This window comes from Bacillus sp. DNRA2, from assembly GCF_012843265.1.
Classification (GTDB): domain Bacteria; phylum Bacillota; class Bacilli; order Bacillales; family Cytobacillaceae; genus Bacillus_BU.
Genome location: NZ_JABAIT010000007.1, coordinates 156,444 through 178,715, shown reverse-complemented (window position 1 = coordinate 178,715; position 22,272 = coordinate 156,444). Strand labels below are relative to the sequence as shown.

Annotated in this window: 20 protein-coding genes and 1 other RNA gene; 5 read left to right on the top strand and 16 right to left on the bottom strand. The window is 38.7% G+C overall.

Annotation, left to right across the window (positions count from 1 at the left end; all coding sequences use genetic code 11):
* Nucleotides 1–145: 145 nt before the first annotated feature.
* From HHO41_RS08685 to HHO41_RS08650, 8 genes are all read right to left on the bottom strand, one after another.
* Nucleotides 146–2,071, bottom strand: a complete 1,926-nt coding sequence (locus tag HHO41_RS08685) for an ATP-dependent DNA helicase (RefSeq protein ID WP_169097511.1) — start codon at nucleotides 2,069–2,071, stop codon at nucleotides 146–148.
* A 109-nt stretch (nucleotides 2,072–2,180) separates the two neighbouring features.
* Entirely contained in the window at nucleotides 2,181–3,320 is a 1,140-nt protein-coding gene (locus HHO41_RS08680) for a THUMP domain-containing class I SAM-dependent RNA methyltransferase (RefSeq protein WP_169097509.1), read from the bottom strand.
* A 113-nt stretch (nucleotides 3,321–3,433) separates the two neighbouring features.
* Nucleotides 3,434–3,826: RNase P RNA component class B (gene rnpB, locus HHO41_RS08675), an RNA gene on the bottom strand.
* A gap of 80 nt (nucleotides 3,827–3,906) precedes the next feature.
* Entirely contained in the window at nucleotides 3,907–4,212 is a 306-nt protein-coding gene (gpsB, locus tag HHO41_RS08670; RefSeq protein WP_169097535.1) for a cell division regulator GpsB, read from the bottom strand.
* A gap of 78 nt (nucleotides 4,213–4,290) precedes the next feature.
* The gene (locus HHO41_RS08665; RefSeq protein ID WP_169097507.1) at nucleotides 4,291–4,845 is read right to left on the bottom strand and encodes an SLOG family protein; all 555 of its coding nucleotides are present in this window, start codon (nucleotides 4,843–4,845) and stop codon (nucleotides 4,291–4,293) included.
* 134 nt (nucleotides 4,846–4,979) lie between these two features.
* Nucleotides 4,980–5,261, bottom strand: coding sequence for a CotD family spore coat protein (locus HHO41_RS08660; protein WP_169097533.1), 282 nt, complete (start codon nucleotides 5,259–5,261; stop codon nucleotides 4,980–4,982).
* 446 nt (nucleotides 5,262–5,707) lie between these two features.
* Nucleotides 5,708–6,958: a ribonuclease H-like domain-containing protein gene (locus tag HHO41_RS08655; protein ID WP_169097505.1), complete on the bottom strand. Its 1,251-nt coding sequence runs from the start codon at nucleotides 6,956–6,958 to the stop codon at nucleotides 5,708–5,710.
* Nucleotides 6,959–6,973: 15 nt separating this feature from the next.
* Nucleotides 6,974–9,253 (bottom strand): DEAD/DEAH box helicase, encoded by a 2,280-nt coding sequence (locus HHO41_RS08650; RefSeq protein ID WP_169097503.1) that lies wholly within the window; start codon nucleotides 9,251–9,253, stop codon nucleotides 6,974–6,976.
* A gap of 204 nt (nucleotides 9,254–9,457) precedes the next feature.
* On the opposite strand from HHO41_RS08650, the gene HHO41_RS08645 reads away from it, so the two are divergent.
* Nucleotides 9,458–10,150, top strand: coding sequence for a Crp/Fnr family transcriptional regulator (locus HHO41_RS08645; RefSeq protein ID WP_169097501.1), 693 nt, complete (start codon nucleotides 9,458–9,460; stop codon nucleotides 10,148–10,150).
* A 50-nt stretch (nucleotides 10,151–10,200) separates the two neighbouring features.
* On the opposite strand, the gene hcp is transcribed toward HHO41_RS08645, so the two are convergent.
* Nucleotides 10,201–11,490 (bottom strand): hydroxylamine reductase, encoded by a 1,290-nt coding sequence (hcp, locus tag HHO41_RS08640; RefSeq protein ID WP_169097499.1) that lies wholly within the window; start codon nucleotides 11,488–11,490, stop codon nucleotides 10,201–10,203.
* 234 nt (nucleotides 11,491–11,724) lie between these two features.
* On the opposite strand from hcp, the gene HHO41_RS08635 reads away from it, so the two are divergent.
* Complete coding sequence (locus tag HHO41_RS08635) at nucleotides 11,725–12,198, top strand: Hsp20/alpha crystallin family protein (RefSeq protein ID WP_169097497.1); 474 nt, start codon at nucleotides 11,725–11,727, stop codon at nucleotides 12,196–12,198.
* Between the two features lie 308 nt (nucleotides 12,199–12,506).
* Here the strand turns inward: HHO41_RS08635 and HHO41_RS08630 are convergent, their stop codons facing one another.
* Entirely contained in the window at nucleotides 12,507–13,058 is a 552-nt protein-coding gene (locus tag HHO41_RS08630) for a YppG family protein (RefSeq protein WP_248278404.1), read from the bottom strand.
* 222 nt (nucleotides 13,059–13,280) lie between these two features.
* Between HHO41_RS08630 and HHO41_RS08625 the strand changes: the two genes are divergently transcribed.
* Complete coding sequence (locus HHO41_RS08625; protein ID WP_169097495.1) at nucleotides 13,281–13,493, top strand: YppF family protein; 213 nt, start codon at nucleotides 13,281–13,283, stop codon at nucleotides 13,491–13,493.
* Nucleotides 13,494–13,640: 147 nt separating this feature from the next.
* Here the strand turns inward: HHO41_RS08625 and HHO41_RS08620 are convergent, their stop codons facing one another.
* Together HHO41_RS08620 and HHO41_RS08615 are read right to left on the bottom strand one after the other, a co-directional pair.
* Nucleotides 13,641–13,916 (bottom strand): hypothetical protein, encoded by a 276-nt coding sequence (locus HHO41_RS08620; protein WP_169097493.1) that lies wholly within the window; start codon nucleotides 13,914–13,916, stop codon nucleotides 13,641–13,643.
* 385 nt (nucleotides 13,917–14,301) lie between these two features.
* Nucleotides 14,302–15,279, bottom strand: a complete 978-nt coding sequence (locus tag HHO41_RS08615; protein ID WP_169097529.1) for a DUF2515 domain-containing protein — start codon at nucleotides 15,277–15,279, stop codon at nucleotides 14,302–14,304.
* Nucleotides 15,280–15,411: 132 nt separating this feature from the next.
* On the opposite strand from HHO41_RS08615, the gene recU reads away from it, so the two are divergent.
* Nucleotides 15,412–16,023, top strand: coding sequence for a Holliday junction resolvase RecU (gene recU / locus HHO41_RS08610; RefSeq protein WP_169097491.1), 612 nt, complete (start codon nucleotides 15,412–15,414; stop codon nucleotides 16,021–16,023).
* 44 nt (nucleotides 16,024–16,067) lie between these two features.
* Nucleotides 16,068–18,653, top strand: a complete 2,586-nt coding sequence (locus HHO41_RS08605; protein WP_169097488.1) for a penicillin-binding protein 1A — start codon at nucleotides 16,068–16,070, stop codon at nucleotides 18,651–18,653.
* Between the two features lie 72 nt (nucleotides 18,654–18,725).
* Here the strand turns inward: HHO41_RS08605 and HHO41_RS08600 are convergent, their stop codons facing one another.
* The 4 genes from HHO41_RS08600 to asnS form a co-directional block, all read right to left on the bottom strand.
* Nucleotides 18,726–19,103 carry a YpoC family protein gene (locus HHO41_RS08600; RefSeq protein ID WP_169097486.1) on the bottom strand — a complete coding sequence of 126 codons (378 nt, stop codon included), beginning with the start codon at nucleotides 19,101–19,103 and terminating at the stop codon, nucleotides 18,726–18,728.
* Nucleotides 19,100–19,759, bottom strand: a complete 660-nt coding sequence (nth, locus tag HHO41_RS08595) for an endonuclease III (RefSeq protein WP_169097484.1) — start codon at nucleotides 19,757–19,759, stop codon at nucleotides 19,100–19,102. The genes HHO41_RS08600 and nth overlap by 4 nt, the downstream gene beginning before the upstream one ends.
* A gap of 259 nt (nucleotides 19,760–20,018) precedes the next feature.
* Nucleotides 20,019–20,714, bottom strand: coding sequence for a DnaD domain-containing protein (locus HHO41_RS08590; protein ID WP_169097482.1), 696 nt, complete (start codon nucleotides 20,712–20,714; stop codon nucleotides 20,019–20,021).
* A 123-nt stretch (nucleotides 20,715–20,837) separates the two neighbouring features.
* Nucleotides 20,838–22,130: an asparagine--tRNA ligase gene (asnS, locus tag HHO41_RS08585; RefSeq protein WP_348981245.1), complete on the bottom strand. Its 1,293-nt coding sequence runs from the start codon at nucleotides 22,128–22,130 to the stop codon at nucleotides 20,838–20,840.
* Nucleotides 22,131–22,272: the final 142 nt, after the last annotated feature.

The following is a 22,272-nucleotide window of genomic DNA, read 5'->3' as shown; positions in this document are numbered from 1 at the left end:
ATCCCCTTATCCCCATATTCTGAAATTCAAGTATATAAAAAAATACCTGTAGGTGAAACACTCTTTTTTTCGAGTGTCCTACCTACAGGTACCATTTTAATATTACCTTTTAGCTGTGCTTATTTTTTTACTCTGTGATTTTTTCTTATGCAACTGTTATTGTGGTTGGAAGAACGCCTCTAATTTTATCGATAATTTGCGGATCCGTTTCCTCATCAATCAGGATATGGACTGTTCCATGATCGGTGCTTGTTCGAACCAGTCTACCTACACCTTGACGAAGTCTGAGCAGCATGTACGGTAGGTCGACCTCGATAAACGGCTGGCTGCTTCCTTCCCGTTTTGCCGTAAATACCGGATCATTTGGAGGAAATGGTAATGAGAAGAGGATTACATTCCCTAAAGCATCTCCCGGAATATCCAAGCCTTCCCATAAATGGACCGCACAAAGAATGGATGAATCCTCATTTTGAAATTGAGAAACTAAGGTGCTAATTTCCGCATCTCCCTCGAAATAGATTTGCTTATTTATTTTCCCTTTTATATATTCTTTAAAATAATATAACTCTGCTTTGTCTGAAAATAAGACTAGCGTACCATTCTGAGTTTCCTGAAGCTTCTTTAAGCAATAAGCAGATCGTTCTTCAAGGCCAAACTTAGCAAATTCTGGCATATAAATTGTCATGTTTTCATCATAGTCAAATGGTGACTCAACTGAGAAGGATGAATAATCAGTAATCCCGAGACTACCAGCTAGATAACCAAACGATTTATTTTCTGATAGTGTTGCTGAAGAAAAAATAAATGGTTTCCGCAGGGAAAAGACTTCATCTTTTAATATGTCCTTGACTAGGCGGGGCATGATAACTAGTCTGCGCTCTTGATCTGTTTCTTCAAACCAGGTAATTCCGTTTGTATTTCCGATAAACAACGATAAGGAATATGTGATTTGTTCCAGATATTCTTCAACGATCTTAAGGTCATAATCATTGATGACGAACAGCTCGCTCTCAAACACCAATTCTTCTTCTAATGCACTGAGGCTATCCAAAAGTTTTTTTGCAATTTTAATAATATGTTCATTTTTTTCAATCGTTTTCTTTTCTGAACCAATAGTTTCCTTAGAGTATTTCGTTAATCCATTAAAAAACTCCACACTTAACATAATCGCTGTTTCAATAATGTACAGTGTTTTTTCCCTAATATCATTACCAGCGATTTTTTCTAGTAAGGTCTCAAGCGTTTTTTCGGTCAATTTATACGTCAAAGCCTTTTGCGCGGCATATTCTAGCAAATGACCTTCATCAAACACAACGCAACAGCCCTCAGGCAATAATGGAAGTTGTCCTTCCCGCTTCCGTGATTCCTTCGTCCAGACATGCTCCATATAAAAATCCTGTGAACAGATAATTAGGTCCCCTCCACTTCGATAATGATCTCGATGAAGCGTTTGACCACAGCGGTGGCGTTTATCACAGGAAAAGCAATCCTCGAGGGAATCCCATGCGATTTGTTGCCACTGTTCATCCGTCAATTCAGGATACTCTTTTCGATCTCCATATGGGAGAAACGATTGCATGGATGCACCACTTTGAACAAAGGCTGGTAAAGATGCCATAATATCACTAAATGTGTTAGTTGTATCAGCAAACGTTTTGTTTTCTAACTTATTTAAGCAAAGGTATTGATCTCGCGCTTTCGCAAGCCGAACATCAATTGTTAGGCCAAGAGCTGCTTCAAGCTTTGCTATGTCCCCTTCCTTTTTAACTATTTGCTCAATTAATGTTTCATCAGCACAAGCAATGATTGCGGGCTGATTTGTATATCTGGCATAGCAAAGCGCATATAGCAAGTATACAATCGTTTTGCCGGTGCCAACACCAGCCTCTGCAAACATCACTTTTTTCTCTTTAAAAGCCTTCTCGAGCTGGAAAGCCATATAAATTTGTTCATCTCTTAATTCGAAGCCTGCTTCAGGTAATAAATCATAAAAAACATCACCAATCCAATCATTTAAACGTTCATAGAAAGACTCTGTTTTCGTTAATGTAAATGGTAAGCGACTTTGCATAATATCCTCCATAAAAATAGGGGCTACCCTACAATCGGGGCTAGTCCCTATTTTATCTCTCTATAAAAATCATAACATTAGTTTTTTCTGCTAACCGAGAAATATTCCTTTATTGGACACGAGGTGGCCGTTTACCCCAGTACTGATATAAATCGGTACGGATAAATCCGTTAAATAGCTTTCGTTTTTTCGTTGCTGGCCTACCATATAAAGTCTCGAAATCTGGATGAGACGTTAAAATATAAATCGACCATGTGTCTAACTCGCTGAATACTTGCCCCATTTCCCGATACATTTTTTCAACTGCCGGCTTGTCTCCAAGTCTTTCACCATATGGGGGATTCCCGACAATTACACCATAATCTTGTTTTACAGTTAGGTCCTGAACCCTCATCTGTTTAAACGAAATAAGATCGCCTAATCCCGCTTCAAATGCATTCTCTTCGGCGATTTTTACCATTCGATGGTCAATATCAGATCCCGTAATCATAAGAGGCTGGTCATATCTTGCCAAGTCCTCTGCTTCATTTCTAGCCTGGTCCCATACCGTTCCAGGGATAAACGGCCATTGTTCTGATATAAATTCACGATTAAATCCTGGTGCAATATTTTGACCGATAAGGGCAGCCTCGATTGGGATTGTTCCTGAACCACAGAAAGGATCAATGAACGGCTTATCCGCACTCCAGTTGGTAAGTAATACGAGTGCAGCAGCTAGTGTTTCCTTCAATGGTGCTTCACCCTGGTCAACTCGGTAGCCTCGTTTATGTAGACCAGCTCCACTAGTATCAATTGTAATCGTAGCAATATCCTTTAATAAGGCGACCTCAATTTTAAACGTCGGTCCATTTTCTTCGAGCCATGATGTTCGTTTGTAAGCTTTTTGCAACCGAGAAACAATTGCTTTTTTTACAATCGCTTGACAATCCGATACACTAAAAAGCTTGGACTTAACTGACTTTCCTGAAACAGGGAATTCCGCATCCTCAGGTAATAAGTCCTCCCACGGAAGTGCTTTCGTTTTTTCAAACAATTCATCAAAACTTGTAGCGCGGAACTCGCCAACTTTAATTTTGATTCGATCAGCGGTTCTTAGCCAAAGATTACTGCGGGCAATCGCGAGCTCGTCACCCTTAAAGGCTATTCGGCCATTTTCGACCGTACATTCGTATCCTAAATCTCTGACTTCTTTTGCAACAATTGACTCAAGACCCATCGCTGATGTTGCAATTAAATCTAGTTTTTTCATGGTTTCACCTAACTTTATCCGAATTCATTACTATTATATATTATATACAAGAAAAGCTCTCCAAAAAAGGAGAGCCAAACATCCATTACACTCATACAATGCCTTTAATAACGTTCTGTAAGCCATGTTTTGTGCCTTCGTACTGCAAGCGACCTAAGTCTCGTACTCCGGTGGTAATCATCTATCTACAGATTGTAAACAATCTGTCCTCCTCCTTGTTGAATTCCTCAGAGAAGGTGCCCCTACCATTATTTGGGTTTCTCGCTCGTGGGGTTTACCCGTTCCACCCTCACCATTTCTGATGAGGCTACGTCACTGTGGCACTTTTATAGGTACTCATGCCATATCATTAAAGACTTAGGCATTTTTCCGGCCGTCAGCCGAGTTACCTCAACTGCCCTAGCTTATTTATTGGCTAGGCACGAACACTACGAGCATCTCAGCTCGTGCGAGCATGGACTTTCCTCTACAGGTTGCAAAGCTCCCTGCAGCGATTACCCGAACGCTATTAAAGAGTACATTGCTTATTATATGGAATATCGTCTTGAATCGCAATGGTATTTAAAAGAAAAACAGGAAGTTTTATTTAATCGTAAAGCTTGCTGCCAAAAACATGTTTTTCTAGATTAGATAAACGCTTTAAAATGTCAAAATTTGTTGTCCCAACCGCTGCTTGAGGTTGAGTATTTTGACGACGAGTTGATTCATCTAATTGCTTTTTAAGCTTGATTATTTCCTGCTGCAATTCATCAATTTCCTGATGAAATGCTTCATAATCTTTTATGATGAGATCTAAAAATTTATCTACATCTTCTTGTTTATAGCCACGCATTGACGATTTAAATTCTTTTTCTAAAATATCCTTCGCAGTTAATTTAAATTTATCAGACAATTCATTCACCTCAAGTATCCCCTATCATCACATTATATTGTTCCAAAAATGTACACTTTTGTCAATTTGCTTTCATAATTAATATTGATCAGGCTGTGATTCCTCTACCAAAAGTTGGAGATCATAAAAGCCAAATACTCTTAAATCATAGAAATGGTTTTCTTTAAATTTTTGGGCTGCTTCAAATAGATATTTCGGCCCGCCTTCCTTTTCCTGATCATAAAATAAAATTAAGGCATCACTTTTTTCAATAAAAAACTGATTCTTCAAGCGAAATTGCCAAGGACCTTCATACTTCTTTTTTGTAATGGAGTCGACAAAATCGGCTCCAATTAACACTGATTCATATAATTCCTTATTTTGCTCATTCCAGTTTTCCTCTTGGTTTAAGAAGGGCGTAATCAAGCCAAGTTTAAGCTCTGGATGCTGACACTGTAAATCAAAAACGACCTCCGCTGCCCATAGCTCTGTTCCAAGCTGACCACTTATAATGACCCACTCTAAACCTTCATCTAGAAGCAGCTCGAGCTCTTTCTTTAGCGCTAGCTTTATGTAACTAACGGATGGATGGTTGTTCTGAAAAATGCCAAGCTCAAAGGGTTTATAACCAGATACCGCAACTACTTTCGCCAATGGTTCGATAACCTCTTTTTCATCATTTTTGATTGTATGTACGTTTAATGTATTAATATTTCTTTTATTTTAGGCTAGAAACCACAAACAAACAAGGGCTTCAGGTTAAGAAGCCCTTGTTTTTCAACAATTAATTATCTCCAAAAAGGTCGAGGTACAGGACCACCTGGGAATCCTCCAGGAAATCCTCCAGGGATTGGTCCAGGACCAGCATTGAAATGTTGATGTGACACTTCATTTACTACTGATTGAGTTTGCGGAAAATAGTGTTGATGTGCAAAAAACTCATGATTTACAGTAGTAGTGTGTTGTGGATGAATATGAGGTACCACATAATTATGACATGTGTGGTTTACACAGCATTTTGTTGGGTGTACAATTGCTGGCAGCACACAAGTTGGACAATTACAATTCATAGGATGCATACGAGATCCTCCTTTCTCTTTGACTATCTTTACATTAATAGCCTATGTTGCAGGAGGGAATCTTGTACTAATGAAAATACCTAATTTATTGTGAAATAGGCAAGCAAGCACGATAAAATGATCATATTACTATTGGTCATTCTAACTAAATTTTAGCCTATCTGTTATGTTTAATGATTTATAGCATCGTATAAAAACTATCTTTCAGACTTGTAAATAAAATGGCCGTTAAACAAACTACAACAAAAAACAAAAACAGTATTGCTTTATACACTTTACCAGCTCCAGATAAAATTTAAATGGATTTATTCCATACAAGTTACAATTTTACCCCGCATACTGCTTTGTTTCAATATAGAATATCTGTTTTATCGCCATGTATTTGTGAATATTTTGTTACAAGTATTTTGTGGTATGCAGACCTCCAAAAACGTCGACTAGGCTAATTTTATCGATATTCTATGCAAACGCTTTTCGATATCGGCAGAGAATTTTTCCGATTTCTTCAAATCACTTATATTAGCACATGACTTCTTAGCCTTCTCACAATAATTGTATGCCATTTCAATATCCTTAAGGCGGTGCTCATATATTTTAGCCAACTCCACACATGCCTCCACTTGTAAGAGAGGTTCGCAAGCCTCGGCAACTTTTTTCCACAACTCGCAAGCCGAATGCCAGTCCCGCTCCCGTTTATATTCAAACGCCAAAGCATTCATTGCAGGATAATCGATGTCTACTTCATCCGATATGATATCGCTAAACGCCTGCTTAGCCTGTTCGAACTGACCTAAAGCAGCATACCACCGACCGACTTCAAACGTCTCCTTGGTTGTTTGCTGCTTATCAATACGAAGCAATTGGAAGGTGAGGTGAACATATAAGCTAATTAATGACAGTATATCCATTTCATTATGCTTCATGACACCTAGCAGACCTTCAGGATTTTTTCGTTCGATAAAGTCAAAATAAATAATCGGTGCTAAAAATCCAGGGATATCATCCTTTCTCTCAAACCCTAGCACCTCTTTTTCAACAACGGACAACTTCAATTTATCTAACTTATGCTTGTACATCCGTCGTGCGGCATGAAAGAGATCAAAATGTCCAAATGCTGGTAGCTTCGGGACATGGTCACGAATTAATGTGTGACGGGTTTTAACCTGTGGCCAATCGAATGCTTTGCCATTATAAGTTACTAGTGTTTTGTAATTAATGCTTTCTAGAAAACTTTGATACAAGGGAATCTCTGCACCTGGGTGTGGAAGTATATGCTGTTTGAGCGTAACTTGCTCACCGTTTATCCTTGCGTGACCAAGTAAAAAGATCGTATTTCCTACGCCTCCACCTAAACCTGTTGTTTCGGTATCAAAGAAAAACAACTCATTCGGGCGATGACCGGAAGCGGATAGTGGGTGCTCGATTTCGGTCTGATTCCATGCCTGTACCGCAGTAATGAAGTCACCAAAGCTATATTTACCATGTTGATATGTTAACGGATAGTTAACCTCCCGTATTAAACAATAGTTTTCATCAAAATAATAGGGCTTTACGCCAGCATTTGTCCATTCGTTCAAATAAGGAATCTTATCGTCTACAATGATTCTTTCGTGCTTTAAATTCTCATTAGTATTTTCCGAACTAGCTAGGTGCGGTTTTAAACGATTTAATTTCTTCTTTAATGACATTTGCGCACCTACCTCCTAGAAATTTGCTTGTGCTAAAAATAATTGTAATATTTTCAGGACATCTTTCTTCGCAAATGGGTTTTGCGTGTCAGTCCCAATGCATGAGGGGCAACCATGCTCACATTGACAGTGTTCAATCATTCTGTTTGTCTCTGTCAGCACAAATTCGATACCACTATAAATTTTTTCACTTAAGCCAATTCCACCAGGATAACGGTCATAAAAAAAGATGGTTGGTTTTTCATTATGGGCTGCCTTCACCTGAGGGACCACGTGAATATCCTGTGGATCACACATAACAAATAAAGGTACGATTGAACTTAGTGCATGTGCTGTCCCGATTAAGCCTTGCTCAAGTCTGTCCTCACTCAACTCGTGTAGTTCCTTTTGCAAAGAAATCCATGCTGAGCTTGTATGGAGCTCCTCTTCAGGTAAATGAATCGGGCCAGAACCAATATTTTCATGGGTTTCAAATTTAATCTTTTTAAAAATTGTTGCCATTGCCCTGACACTTACATCTCCAAAACCTATTTCCCATAATCCTCCCGAACGCTGTCTATCGACTTCGAGTACCTTAAGTTCGACAGCAAGATTGGCATCAGTGAAATAATCCACTTCGACCTCGCGTACAAAGGCTTTCTTTTCATCCCAATCAAGTATTTCTACCTGGTATTGAACACCTTGATGTAAGTATATTGCTTCTTCATGGAGTAGCGTCATTGCCGAAAATCGATCCATTTCCCCAATCACTCTAGCCCTCCCTGTTTCAGATTGATCAATAATCACAATATTTTCTTGCGAAGCTGATCGAAGGCTTATATTATGGGCAGGAAAAGAATCATTCATCCAATACCATTTATCACCATTTTGAAAAAGAACCCGTTCCTCCGTTAAGTATTCTAGTAATTCTTCGGTCTCGACGCTTCCAAAACGGTCGCCTTGTTTAAACGGAAGTTCAAAAGCCGCACACTTCATATGGTCGATTAAAATAATCAAATTGTCGGGATTTATTCTGGCAGTCTCTGGACTACGCTTAAAAAAATAATCCGGATGCCCGATGACATATTGATCAAGCGGACTGGAGCTCGCCACTAAAATGACTAGTGATTCATCATGACGACGGCCTGCGCGTCCTGCCTGCTGCCAAGCGCTTGCAATCGATCCAGGATATCCTGTCATCACACAAACCTGAAGCTGTCCAATATCAACTCCTAGCTCAAGGGCATTCGTGCTGACCACACCATATATTTCACCAGAACGCAGACCTTTTTCAATTTCACGGCGTTCCGTTGGCAAATAACCACCTCGATAGCCCCGAATTGATTTTGGTCCTAATTGATATTTCACTAATTCTTTTAAATATGTTAATAAAATTTCTACTCTGACTCTGCTTCGGGCAAAGACAATCGTCTGAATTTTATTTTTCAACAGTTCACCGGCGAGTCGTTTCGCTTCGAGTGTTGCACTCCGGCGAATGTTTAATGGTTTATTAACAATTGGCGGATTATAAAAAAGGAAGTGCTTTCTTCCGCTAGGAGCACCATTATTATCTATTAAAGTCATTGGGGTTTCTGTTAAACGTTCCGCTAATTCGAGTGGATTAGCAATGGTTGCCGATGTACAAATAAACACGGGATTGCTACCGTAGTATTGACAAATTCTTTTCAGGCGACGGATTACATTGGCAACGTGACTTCCAAACACGCCTCGATAAATATGAAGTTCATCGATTACGACATACTTTAAGTTCTCAAACAATGACACCCACTTTGTGTGATGTGGCAAAATAGCTGAATGGAGCATATCGGGATTGGTAATCACAATATGACCTGAACGACGAACCTTCTGACGTATATTCGCGGCTGTGTCACCATCATACGTAAAACAATTAAGGTCGAGCTCTCCTTCTTGAATTAGCTCGTTTAGCTCACTTTTTTGATCCTGCGCTAGCGCTTTGGTCGGAAACATATAGAGAGCTCTTGAACTTGAATGATTAAGTAGCTCTTGTAGTACTGGTAAGTTATAGCAAAGTGTTTTTCCTGAAGCTGTAGGAGTTACTGCAACAATACTCTTCTCTTTAGAAACAGCCGCATATGCTGAGCTTTGGTGGGTATATAATCGCCCTATTCCCCTCATTTTTAGTGCCATGGCTAGCTTTGGATGAAGGTCGTTAGGCAGCGGCTCGGTGACCGCCTGTTTTTCTTCAATTGTGTGCCAATATTCAATACACTGTTTTGTCTGATTATCCTCATTAAACAGCTTGATGATTTCCTGTAAACTTTTTCTTACCTTCAACGCGCTCACCTCATTGATTCTATTTTACCGAATAAGCGTTCGTAAAAAAAGACTGAATCCTAAATTTTCCGTTACCAGTTTTCACAGGTCACAGAAACCCAGAATAAAATTTTGTCAGAATAATTTTCAGTGGAATTAGATGACTTCTAACATTTATTTGTTACAATAATAAAAGATAAGGCTATCATTTATAGAGGTGCTACGATGAGAAAAGAACAAATCAAAAAGGTATTATCCCATTTTTCCCTGTTTCGCGAACTAGATGAGCAGGAGATTTCTAAAATAGTTGACATTTCAATTTCCAGAGAACTAAAGAAAAACAATCATGTCTTTTTACAGGGTGATCCGATTACCAATGTTTATTTTATTTGCGAAGGTAAAGTAAAAATCTATAAAAGTGATTCAAGTGGTCGTGAACAGATCGTCAACATCATTAAAGCTGGTGACATGTTTCCACATGTTGGTTTTTTTCGTAAAGGTGAGTACCCGGCTTTTGCTGAAATTATGGAAAGTGCCAAACTGGTTGTTGTTCCCATTGATCAATTTGAAAAGGTTTTAATCGAAAATCCTTATTTATGTATTAAAGTTTTTAATGTTCTTGCAGAAAAAATCATCGATCTTCAGGACCGACTTGAAGAACAAATTTTAAACAATACTTACGAACAAATCATAAAATTATTGATTCGCCTTTCAGAGAAACACGGCTCATCACTTGATGATGGTAAAGTCTTGCTCAGATCGGAATTTACCAATAAAGATTTAGCCAATATGATTGGAACAACAAGAGAAACCGTAAGCCGAACGCTTACAAAAATGAAAAAAGAAGGCTTAATCGAAGTAAATGACGCAGGAGATATGGTATTTGACACTGAAGAATTATTAGATGAAATATTTTAAAAAAAGAACCAACCGCGAGAGAGGTAAAGAGGCGGTTGGTTTTATTAATTTTATGCGTTTAACATTGCTTCCATGTCTTCTTGCGCATTTCCAATTAACTTCAGGTTGAAAGTTTCTTGGAGTACGTTTAAGACACCTTCTGAAATAAATTCAGGTGGCTTTGGTCCAATGCGAATATCTTGGATTCCTAAACTGAATAGTCCTAATAAAATAGCTACAGCCTTTTGTTCAAACCAAGAAAGAACGATACTTACTGGAAGTTCATTTACAGAACAACCAAATGCATCAGCTAATGCAAGTGCAATTTTCACAGTTGAACCTGAGTTGTTACATTGACCTAAATCGATATAACGTGGAATTTCAGTTCCAGGAACCACTCCGTAATCAACATCGTTGAAACGGAACTTACCACAGGAAGTTGTTAAAATTACCGTTTCCGGAGGTAGTGATGTAGCTAATTCACGATAGTATTCCCCGCCTTTACCAGGTGCATCACAGCCAGCAATAACGAAGAAACGCTTAATCTTACCTTCTTTAACAGCTGCAATCACTTCTGGCGCCAAGCCAAGAACTGTTTCATGGTGGAATCCTGTTAATAATGTTTCATCAGATTCGATATTTGCTTCTGGTAATTCCAACGCACGGTTGATTAGTGGCGAGAAATCATCGTTAACAATCTTTTGTACGTTTTCTAAACCTGCTACTTCATAAGAGAACATACGATCAGCATAAGAACCTTTAATAGGCATTACACAGTTCGTTGTTGCTAAAATAGCTCCAGGGAATTTTTCAAATAATCGTCGTTGGTCATACCAAGCTTTTCCGATATTTCCTTTTAGATGCGAATATTTTTTCAATGCTGGATAGCCATGAGCTGGCAGCATTTCAGAGTGAGTATAGATATTAATGTCTTTTCCTTCTGTTTGCTTTAATAACTCTTCTAATGCAAACAAGTTATGTCCAGTTACAACAATTGCTTTGCCCTCAATTTTGTTTTGCGAAACACGAATCGGTTGTGGGATACCGAGGCGTTTTGTATGAGCCTCATCCAATACTTCCATCATGCGAACTGCTGCTTGACCAACTTGCATTGCCATGTTGATGTGTTCTTGAACATTGAAATTTGAGTTTGTTAGAGTCATATATAATGCTTCGTGTGTTGTTCTATCTACGAAGTCGTCTGTAAATCCTAATTGATTGGCGTGGGTTCTGTATGCTGCAATCCCCTTTAAGCCGAAAATAATTGTGTCTTGTAGGCTTGCAATGGTTTCATCTTTGCCGCACACGCCTACAACTGTACAGCCTCCTGTTGGAGTTTGTTCACATTGGTAACAAAACATTTCTTTTCCTCACCTTCATTCAATTTCTACTGTTTTAGCATACAGATCATAGGCTTGAATTTATGTGATTCAAATCACACCTTCTCAAATCTTCATAAAATGTTCAAATTTTCCAAACTTCACAAAATGTTCAAGAGGCGCATTCATCAGGATGTTGAACCAGGTACCGTTAAAATGCATAATATAACATCAAAAAGCAGCTGATGGACCTAATTTGAAAGGAGTTACGGAGAGATGTCTAGTAAACTACCATTTGACCCTAAAAATCATGAGCCGTTTGGTGATATCTTTAAACAAATGAATCAATTTTTACACGAAAACCGACCGATTAGAGGAATTCTTCAATCAATTGATGATTTTTTCCAAGCACCCTTCCCACAGTTTACTTTTGCTGTTGAAGTGACTGAAACAGAGCGCGATCATATTATATTAGCGGAGCTTGCAGGAGTAAATAAGGAACAAATTCAGATAGATGTATTAGGTAACGCACTTACCATTTCAGTATTGAACAATGAAGAACTTAGTGAAACAGATGAAACAAGACAGCGTTATCAAAAAAGACAATCAATGTCACGTACTAGTAGAACCCTTTCCCTTCCGTTTCCAATCAATGAAAAAGCCGTCAAGGCTTCTTATAAAAACGGCTTACTAGAAATAACTATTCCAAAAAATAAAGGAAAAAAAATCATCATTGACCATGAAGAATAGGAAAGGCGTAAGGCGCCCGCTTATCGGCGACAAGCACAAGGCGAGCCGGCCGGAAGGTTGCTTTTTGCCTTCTGGACGGATTGACTTGTGACCTCGAGCCGATGGCGCCTGGAGCTAGACACTAAAACTAGTTCAAAATCTATACCTTCTTAAACAGTAGCAAAAGAGGCGATTTACACCGCCTCTTTTCCTTTTAATCATAGAATCACCAATCCAAACCCGTAAAAAACTTTTCGACATTTTCGACTTTTAAACTCTATGCCACAAAAACATTTCGACGAATTTCTATTCCACCTATCATAGATATATTAAACCTTTAACATGCCACCTAGACCAGAAACCATGGATTTAACTTGCGAAATTGCATTGATCATTTGTCCAGCCGTATTAACCATTTTATTAATATCCATTGAGCCATCCTGAGACTTAAATGAGTTCATAATGGTTTGAAAGCCACCTGGTTGTTTAGGCATCATCGCAGGATTTGGGTAAGGATTAGCAGCGCCTTGACCAGGCATTTGTTGCGGATAATACCCGGGATAAGGCTCATCTTGAACCTGTAACGGATTTTGTAATGCCGCTTTAGAAAATCCTTGATTCATCATATACGGATTCCCAGCATATTCATTAGTATTGGGCAATTGATTTTGGTATGAATGAGGATACTGGTTCACTTGCATTGGATACGGGTGTTGAGAGTTATTCCAATTATTTGGACCGTACTGGGCTTGAAATGGAGCCGGATATAGTGGCGATACAGGTTGCCTTGTTCCATAGTCCTGATAAATATATGGGTCTATATATCTAATTGATTGGTTTCCCCCAGGCGGGTTAAAAAAGTAATTTTTTCGACCATACATGGGTGAACATCCTCCTCAGCTTTCAATACGACATTTTATGTAGGCAGAGCGAATAAGGTGATTCATGAATGTGTTTTCACAAGAGGTAATATTATGACTCTTCCGATATTACCGCAATTTGTCAAACAGTGAGGAAAATTGTCTGAAGTCTCAATTTTCACAAAATGGCGAAAATAGAATTTTCCATGTTACGATAGTAAAAAAGGCGAAGGAGGAATTTATATGCAAGTTCACGAACTCAAAAGAAAATTTATTCAATTTAGAGAGTATGAACCAGAAACTGTAAATGTGTTATTAGATTTTGCCAAAAGAGTTTATATTCATAATGAGATATCCTTCAACGAATATCGGAACCTTGTTCGTGAGCTCGAGTCTCTGGGGGCAGAGGTCCCTTGTGACAATATAGATCAATCCCTCATCGAGAATTCGTTTTAATTTGATCTTAGCAATGGCAAATTGAAAAAATGAATCATTTGTTTAATTGTTTGTTGTGTATTTCGGAAAAGTTAAGAAAAAGCCATTCCCACATAAGAGAGGGTGCCTAATTGCGGCACCCTCTTAAAATTTATTCCGTTTTAAACCTTAAACCAAATTCAAGCTAATTCCAGCTGTTTTCTGACATGGTTTCGGCATGATTGGTTTAAGCTGGCTTTTCTCTACAATCTTTTGATTGAGGCAATCCTCTAGTGCAGTCATTTTTCTCGTGCATCGACCGAGACGTTCTTCCTGCAAATGATGAACATATTCTTGTTGCTCTATAAAGGAGGAGTGGATGACATCTTCTAATTTCTCCAATTGATAATAAATCTCGTTTAATCTCACTAATAGCTCCGGCTTATAAATCAATGGTTCATTCATTTTAGAAAATCCTCCTTTTTGATAAAATCCTTTGACTCAAAATGCATATGAAAATCATTCATGCTGGTATAATTCTAATTCGCTGTTTTGTCTCAAGCTCCTTCAACTAAGACAAAACTAGTAATGATTCGGCAAAGATAGTTGTATTTTACGATGATGTTTCTTTTTTTCGACAGCCTTCAAGTGATTAGAATGGAACCTTCCATTTCAGAACAAAATAACAACGGAGGTGTTAACGATATGGATAACAAGCAAAAACAAAATAAGGTTCAGCCAAAAGAGTTAAAAGAGACAAAACCGGGCTATGGCGACAAAAAACTCGAAGGACCAAACCGTCCATCAACTTAATTAACAGCAGAAAAAGCAGGAAACCTCCTGCTTTTTTCTATTTAATTAGTTCCTCTATTCCAATTAATGTTTTCATTTGCGATTGCTTTTTTAAATACCAATCAGTCAGTAAAATCGGGTGTTTATGGCGAATTGGCTTATACCACGCTTTTTTTACCCTTCCCTCCTTACTCCAATCCTTCTTCTCGTGAAGAAGATGCGAAATAATCGGGTAAGTTGTTCGAAGAAATGGTGTCTCCCGTTGTCGTTTTTGACCTAGATATAGATATTGTTCATAGTCCATTCGTGATCCAGTATGCTCCGTTTTTTTTGCGAATTGGAAAAAATAAGGATATAAATTTGGTGAAAGTAAAATATTAGCTAACCGTTTGCCAAGATCAATTCGATTTGACAGTTTCGTAAAACCACTGACACTGGCACCAAATAACTCACCACTAACCGTTGGGAATATCACCGAACTGAAATGAAACCAATCTTGAAAGAAGTAAGATAAGGAATGAAACACCTTCTTTTTAAAAACAGGGTGTTCAATTACAGGTTTTTGGATGACATTTTGCTCATTTATAATTAATGAAGTGACCAATCTATTCCCGTCACGATTCAACCAATAGTTTTTCCACTCCACTTCCATAAATGAAGAAACACAAAAAAAACGCAAAAGGTGAAACATAGATCGCCTCATTTTCGTCGAATAATGGTAAAGTAGCAATTGAGGATAAGCATCCTGGAAAATGATCCAATTGGCTCGTTCATAGGTTAAAAACAAAAGGGATCTTAGCTGTTTAGGCAACGCATGTGGGAACCATTTCCCTTCGAGATCGCACATATTCCAGCCTCCATTACGGGACACCATGCTTGCCAAAAAAGCCCAACTAATTTCTGGATATTTTTCAAAAAAAGAAAAGTAAGCTTTCGTCCTCGAAATATTGTCAACGTTCCACTTTTCAGTATCTGCTTTAATTTTACGTAGACAATATTCCTCTTCTAATGAGAGCTTATAGCTGGATAATTGCATTTGGGAACGTTTCACTATCTCATCATCCTTATTTTTACGATAGGTTTAGCTTTAGACAAATAGTTCTTTTTATTCAGCCATTACGTATTGATATTTGGTATGATAGTAGGTAGTTTGTGAGGTGTATTGTCAATGAGTTTTCATTATCCAAACGGTAGACGTTATATTCAGCCAAAAGATCAAACAAAAGCCGTTGCAAAAGTGGAAAAAAAGCTGTCTTACAGCAATCGGGGCATGACGCTTGAGGATGATTTAAATGAGACGAATCGTTTTTATTTGGAAAATAACATTGCTGTGATTCATAAAAAACCGACACCCGTTCAAATTGTCAATGTTGATTATCCAAAACGAAGTGCCGCCGTTATTCGCGAGGCTTATTTTAAACAAGCATCTACAACTGATTATAATGGAATATACAAAGGAAAATATCTTGATTTTGAAGCAAAGGAAACAAAGTTCTTAACTTCCTTTCCTTTGAAAAATTTCCATGAACATCAAATCAACCATATGAGGGCAGTATTAGAACATGGAGGAATTTGCTTCGTTATCTTGCGATTTTCTACAAATGAATCGATGTTTTTTCTTCCGGCAGAGCATCTATTAACCTATTGGAAAAGAATGAAGGACGGTGGAAGAAAGTCAATAACGATAGAGGAGATTACCCAATCTGGACATCCCCTACCACTTGGTTATCGACCAAGGATTGACTATATAAAAATAATAGATTATCTTTATACCTTCTAATGAAATTTTTCATGTTTGCTGCAAAAGAAAGGAAGCGTTGAATTATGTCAGAGAAATATCAAACGAGAGAGGAGCGCAAAAAAAAGCAACAAACCGGAAATAATCCAAACGCAAAAAAGAAAAAATCAAAAAAAGGAACAATTAATAAAATTTTCCTTATACTAGTTGCACTTGGAATAATTGGAATATTAACCGGGGTTGCCGCTTTCGCCTATATGGTAAAAGATGCGCCAAAACTCGAGGAATCTGCCTTAAAAGATCCGATTCCATCAGAAATATACGATAAAGACGGAAAATATGTTACAGAGGTTGGAACTGTAAACCGTGACTATGTTGAATATGAAGAAATACCAAAACTCGTTGAAGATTCCGTACTGGCAACCGAAGATGTCCGTTTTTATAAGCATAACGGTGTAGATCTCATCCGATTAGGTGGAGCAGTTATTGCCAATGTCACCAGAGGCTTCGGTTCTGAAGGAGCCAGCACAATAACTCAGCAGGTTGTTAAGAACTCATTTTTAACACCAGAAAAAACGATTACCAGAAAAGTACAGGAAGCATGGCTTTCCTATCAGCTCGAGCGGAAATATACAAAGCACGAAATCTTTGAAATGTATGTAAATAAAGTGTGGATGTCTGAAGGTGCGCACGGTATTAAAACAGCAGCAAAAATCTATTACGATAAACCACTTGATAAATTAGAACTTCAAGAAGCTGCTTTACTTGCTGGGATGCCGCAAAGTCCTGAAAACTATAATCCGTTTAATCACCCTGATCGGGCTGAAAAACGAAGAAATATTGTATTATCACTCATGCACCAACACGGCTTTATTTCAAAGGAAGAAATGGAAAAAGCTCAGGCGATTCCTGTTGAATCTACGCTAGTTCCTGTTGAGCAACGTGTTAAGAAGGATCAGCCATTTGATTCATTTGTTGATCGCGTAATTGATGAAGTAGAGAAAAAATACGGTGAAGATATTAATATTTTTACGGATGGTTTAAAAATTTACACTTCACTTGATCCAAATGCTCAGACATATGTAGAATCGATGTTAAATACTAATGACATCGTTCAATTCCCAGATGAACAATTTCAAGCTGGACTTGTGCTCACGGACACGAAAACAGGAGAAATTAGAGCGATTGGTGGAGGCCGCAATCAAAAGGTTCAGCGTGGTTTTAATTATGCAACTGATATTAAACGCCAGCCTGGTTCAACGATTAAGCCAATTCTCGATTATGGTCCTGCGATTGAATACTTAAAATGGGGAACTTATCAACCACTTGATGATTCTCCTATGAAATATTCTGATGGAACACCCGTTAATAACTGGGATAATAAGCATTTGGGCACAATGACAATGCGGGTGGCTCTGGGGATGTCAAGAAACATTCCAGCAATTAAAGCATTGCAAGAAGTTGGTCTTGAGAGAGCTCAAGGATTTGCAGATGGACTAGGTATTCATTTATCAGAGATATTCGAATCCTATGCAATTGGCGGAATGTCAGATGGTGTTTCCCCTTTACAAATGGCTGGTGCTTATAGCACCTTTGGTAATAACGGTATTTATACCGAGCCATATGCCGTTAAGGAAATCGAACTTCGCGATGGCACCAAAATAAAAACTGCACCAGAGTCCAAGGTGGCCATGAAAGATTATACCGCTTTTATGATAACGGATATGTTAAAAAGTGTTGTACGCGAGTCATACGGAACAGGAAGAACTGCAGCTGTTCCTGGCTTGCAAGTGGCTGGAAAAACCGGAACGACCAACTATGATGATGCTACAAGAAGAAAATTTAAAATTCCTAATAGTGCTGTTCCAGATGCATGGTTTGCTGGGTATACCACTAATTATACAGCTGCCATTTGGACGGGTTATGATGATCGTAACACCTATATCCCATCTGGCGACGGCCAAAGAATTGCTCAAAAGCTGTTTAAAAACTTAATGACTTATGTTTCAAAAGATATTGATACTGCCGATTTCCCAGTTCCTAAAACTGTTCAAAAGGTATCAATTGAAAAAGGAACTGCAAAGCTAGCCAGCTCATTTACTCCAAGTGACCAAGTTATTACGGAGTATGCAGTTAAGGGTAGTGAACCTAAAGAAGTATCAGAGAAATATGATAAGCTTGGATCACCAATTGGTGTCAATGCTCGATATGATCAAACAGCAAATAATATCCTCTTAACCTGGGATTACCCTGCTGATAATAGTGAAGGAACACAATTTGAAGTAAAAGTTTCAATAAATGGTGGCGCGGAACAAACACTGCAAACGACTACTGAAAAAGGAATGAATCTTGCTAAGCCGACTCCAGGTGCAAGCTACTCCTTTAGTATAACAGCTATCCGTGCTGATAAACGGAGTGACCCAGCCAGCGTGACAGTCGTCATTCCATCACAAAATACGAATCAACCGGATGATGAAAATCATGGTGATGTTAATGATGGAGACCAAAATAACAATGGCAATACTGGTAATCAAAATAATAATGGTGGTCAAACAAATAACGGCGGAACAACCGGAGGCAATAATCAACCTACCAATACACAAGGTCAAACGCCAACTAATACCAGTTCCCGCTATACAAACGGTTGGAGCAGTTCATTAAACCATAATTAGTCACGATGTAATTCTAATATAGCAAAAGAGGATGAACCCCAATTGGATTCATCCTCTTTTGCTATATTGAGTTTATTTCTTTCTTTTTGTCTCCTCAATTGCAAGGTATTTTGAATACTGCTTTTCCTGCTCAGAAAACAATTCGGTTAATTGTCTAAACGACGGATATAAATTGGGACGTAGCATTAAGAATTGTATTCTTTCCATAAAGTTAACAGGTTTAATTAATAAGCCGTCGATATCCGCCTCTTCTAGCTTAACCACTGGAAGCTTATTAGACCAAAATACGAATCGGATAAGTAAATCAATCCCTTGCTTCATTGGCAATAAAACAGCATCATTTTGTCGATTTGCAAATAATGTCTTAATTTCAATTTCTAAGCTTTTCCATTCCTGAAGTAATTGAGGAATATACTTGTCTTCCTCAAGCCATGGCTTTGATAAATTCATTGCTTCACCACGTCCTTTTTCATACGCTTCTGACCCTCTCGGCAGACATCTAGTAGCGGACAAACTTGGCATTGTGGATTTTGTGCTTTGCAATGGTACCTGCCAAAGAAAATCATCCGGTGATGGGTAACAGACCATTCATTGATTGGCACTTTTTTCATTAGCATATTTTCAACCTCTAACACTGTATCCTTCCACCGACAAAAACCTAGACGCTTACTGACCCGCTCCACATGGGTATCGACTGCAATTGCCGACACCCCGAACGCAACAGAAACAACCACATTCGCTGTTTTCCGGCCCACTCCTGGCAGCCTCATTAACTCATCCCGCTCTGTTGGGACTTCTCCATCATACTCGTCTAATAGCATCACGCAAAGCTTTTGAATGTTCTTTGCCTTATTTCGATAAAGGCCAATAGACCGTATATCATTTTGCAATTCCTCGAGCGAAACACTTAAATAATCCTCAGGTGTTTTATATTTTTGAAAAAGTTCTTTGGTTACTTTATTAACTAGGACGTCAGTACATTGTGCTGATAACGCAACGGCAATGACTAATTCAAACGGATTGGAATGTACCAGTTCGCAATGAGCCTCTGGAAACATTTCACCCATTTTATCTAGACATAAACGGATTTGTTGTTTCGTTAACATGTTTCTCCCCTTCCTTTTTACTCTTAGGCAGTGTCAAACGTGATTGTTGATTTCCGTTACAGGCGCTTCGCTTTCCGCGGGGCGGGCGGTGAGCCTCCTCGGCGCTTTAGCGCCTGTGGGGTCTCACCTGTCCCGCTGCTCCCGCAGGAGTCTTCGCGCCTTCCACTCCAATCAACTTGCATAAAAACAACATTTTGCTTTAACACAGCCTTTTTTAAAAAACAAAGAGCGAGAGAATTTGGTTCTCTCGCATCTCGAACTATTGCTCAAGCCAATTATAAAATGGTACCGAGCCAGGCTTCTCTGTAGTTTGTTCTCTTTGCTGTTGGTATTGTTGATTCTGCCGAAATTTTCGGCTGTAGTTCTTCGCCTGTTCAATCGTTTTTATCCCATTTTTCTTCCATTCAAACAAAATTCGGTCGATATATCGGAAATTAAGTTTTCCGGATATTACCGCTTCTTTGAGAGCTGCTTTTATAATTACCGGCTCATGCCCATCGTCATCAAGCCACATTGCCAAGGACTCACATTCAAATGGTGATAATGGTCGACCAAATTCCATCTCAAAACAGCTATATAAATCAGTTTCTTGCTGTTCGTGCTTTTCTGTTTCTTGCACCGTTTGCATAACCTGAATCTGATTAATAAGCTTATCCCATAAGGAATCTAACGAGTACATCTCATAGCGAATTCCTTGATCGGAAAATCCCTCTTTTATATCGATAAAGCCTTTTTGGATCAACTTTCTTAAAATCGTTGAGCAATCACCTGTCATCCTCTCAGCTAATTCCATCGGAGTTGGAAAGAAATTTCCTCTATCGCTGAAGTAAAGCAAATGCATGATTAAGATCATTTCCTGATCTGACAGATTCAATTTTTTATAATGAGTAAGCAGGGTAGCCGGCATTGAAAAGTTGCCGCTTTTTATCCATGCTAACATCGTGGAATTGTTCATTTATATGACACCTCTTTATAAGTATAGCATGAACATGTTTACCAAGTAAGACTTACTAAAATAATACCAATTAAGGACAAAAAACAGGTTGTCAACGCTGACAACCTGCTTAGTGGTATACAGTTACGGATATAATCGATTTAACAAACGCGGGAATGGAATGGTCTCACGAACATGCTCAACACCGCTAATCCAAGCGACAGTCCGTTCTAAGCCAAGTCCGAAACCAGAGTGTGGAACAGAGCCAAATTGACGTAACTCTAAATACCATTTATAAGCATCTGAACTCAATTGATGCTCTTTCATTCGTTTTTCTAAAAATGAGAAATCATGAATCCGCTCAGAGCCTCCAATAATCTCTCCATAGCCCTCAGGAGCGATTAAATCAGCGCACAGAACTACATCTTCACGTTCAGGATGCGGCTGCATGTAGAACGGTTTAAGCGTTGTAGGATAGTGAGTGATAAAAACTGGTTTATCATAGCTTTCCGCAATCGCTGTTTCATGCGGAGCACCAAAATCATCTCCCCACTGGATATCATCAAAGCCCTTTTCCTGTAAGAATTTAATCGCATCATCATAGCTAATTCTTGGAAAAGGTGCTGTGATCTGCTCTAGCTTAGAAGTATCTCGGCCCAGAGTTTTTAACTCGACGACACAGTTTTTTAAGACTGATTGAACAATATACGACACGTATTGCTCCTGAACTTGAAGATTTTCTTCAAACTCGACAAAAGCCATTTCCGGTTCAATCATCCAAAATTCGATTAAGTGGCGGCGTGTTTTTGACTTTTCAGCACGAAAGGTCGGTCCAAATGAAAATACTTTTCCTAGTGCCATTGCGGCAGCTTCCATATAAAGCTGACCGCTTTGCGATAAATATGCATCTTCATCAAAATACTTAGTCGCAAATAGTTCAGTCGTGCCTTCAGGGGCACTTCCAGTTAAAATTGGCGGATCCACCTTTGTAAAGCCCTTATCATTAAAAAATTCATAGGTAGCTCGAATAATTTCATTCCGAATTTTCATCACAGCATGTTGGCGACGGGAGCGTAGCCATAAATGACGATGATCCATTAAAAATTCGGTACCGTGCTCTTTCGGCGTAATTGGGTAGTCAACAGCAGGATGTAAGACTTCAATTCCTGTTATTTGTAATTCGAACCCAATTGGCGAACGCTCATCTTTCGTCACTTTTCCAGTAACATACATGGACGTTTCCTGGGTGATAGCCTTCGCTTGTTGAAACATTTCCTCTGGCACTTCGCTTTTTACGACAACTCCTTGGATGAAGCCTGTACCATCGCGAAGCTGAAGAAAGGCAATTTTCCCACTTGAACGCTTGTTAGCTAACCAAGCGCCGATTCTTACTTCTTGATCAACGTGTTTATGGACTTCTGAAATCGTTGTTTTAATCATAGTTATGTCCCTCCAAAAACAATACGAAACTAGAAATATGTACCAGAGTTTATTATACCTTTTACTGCCTTTTATAATCAATATCCGAAACCTGAGGAAAATATGCAAAAAAGGGACAGATTTCTCTGATCCCTTTTAC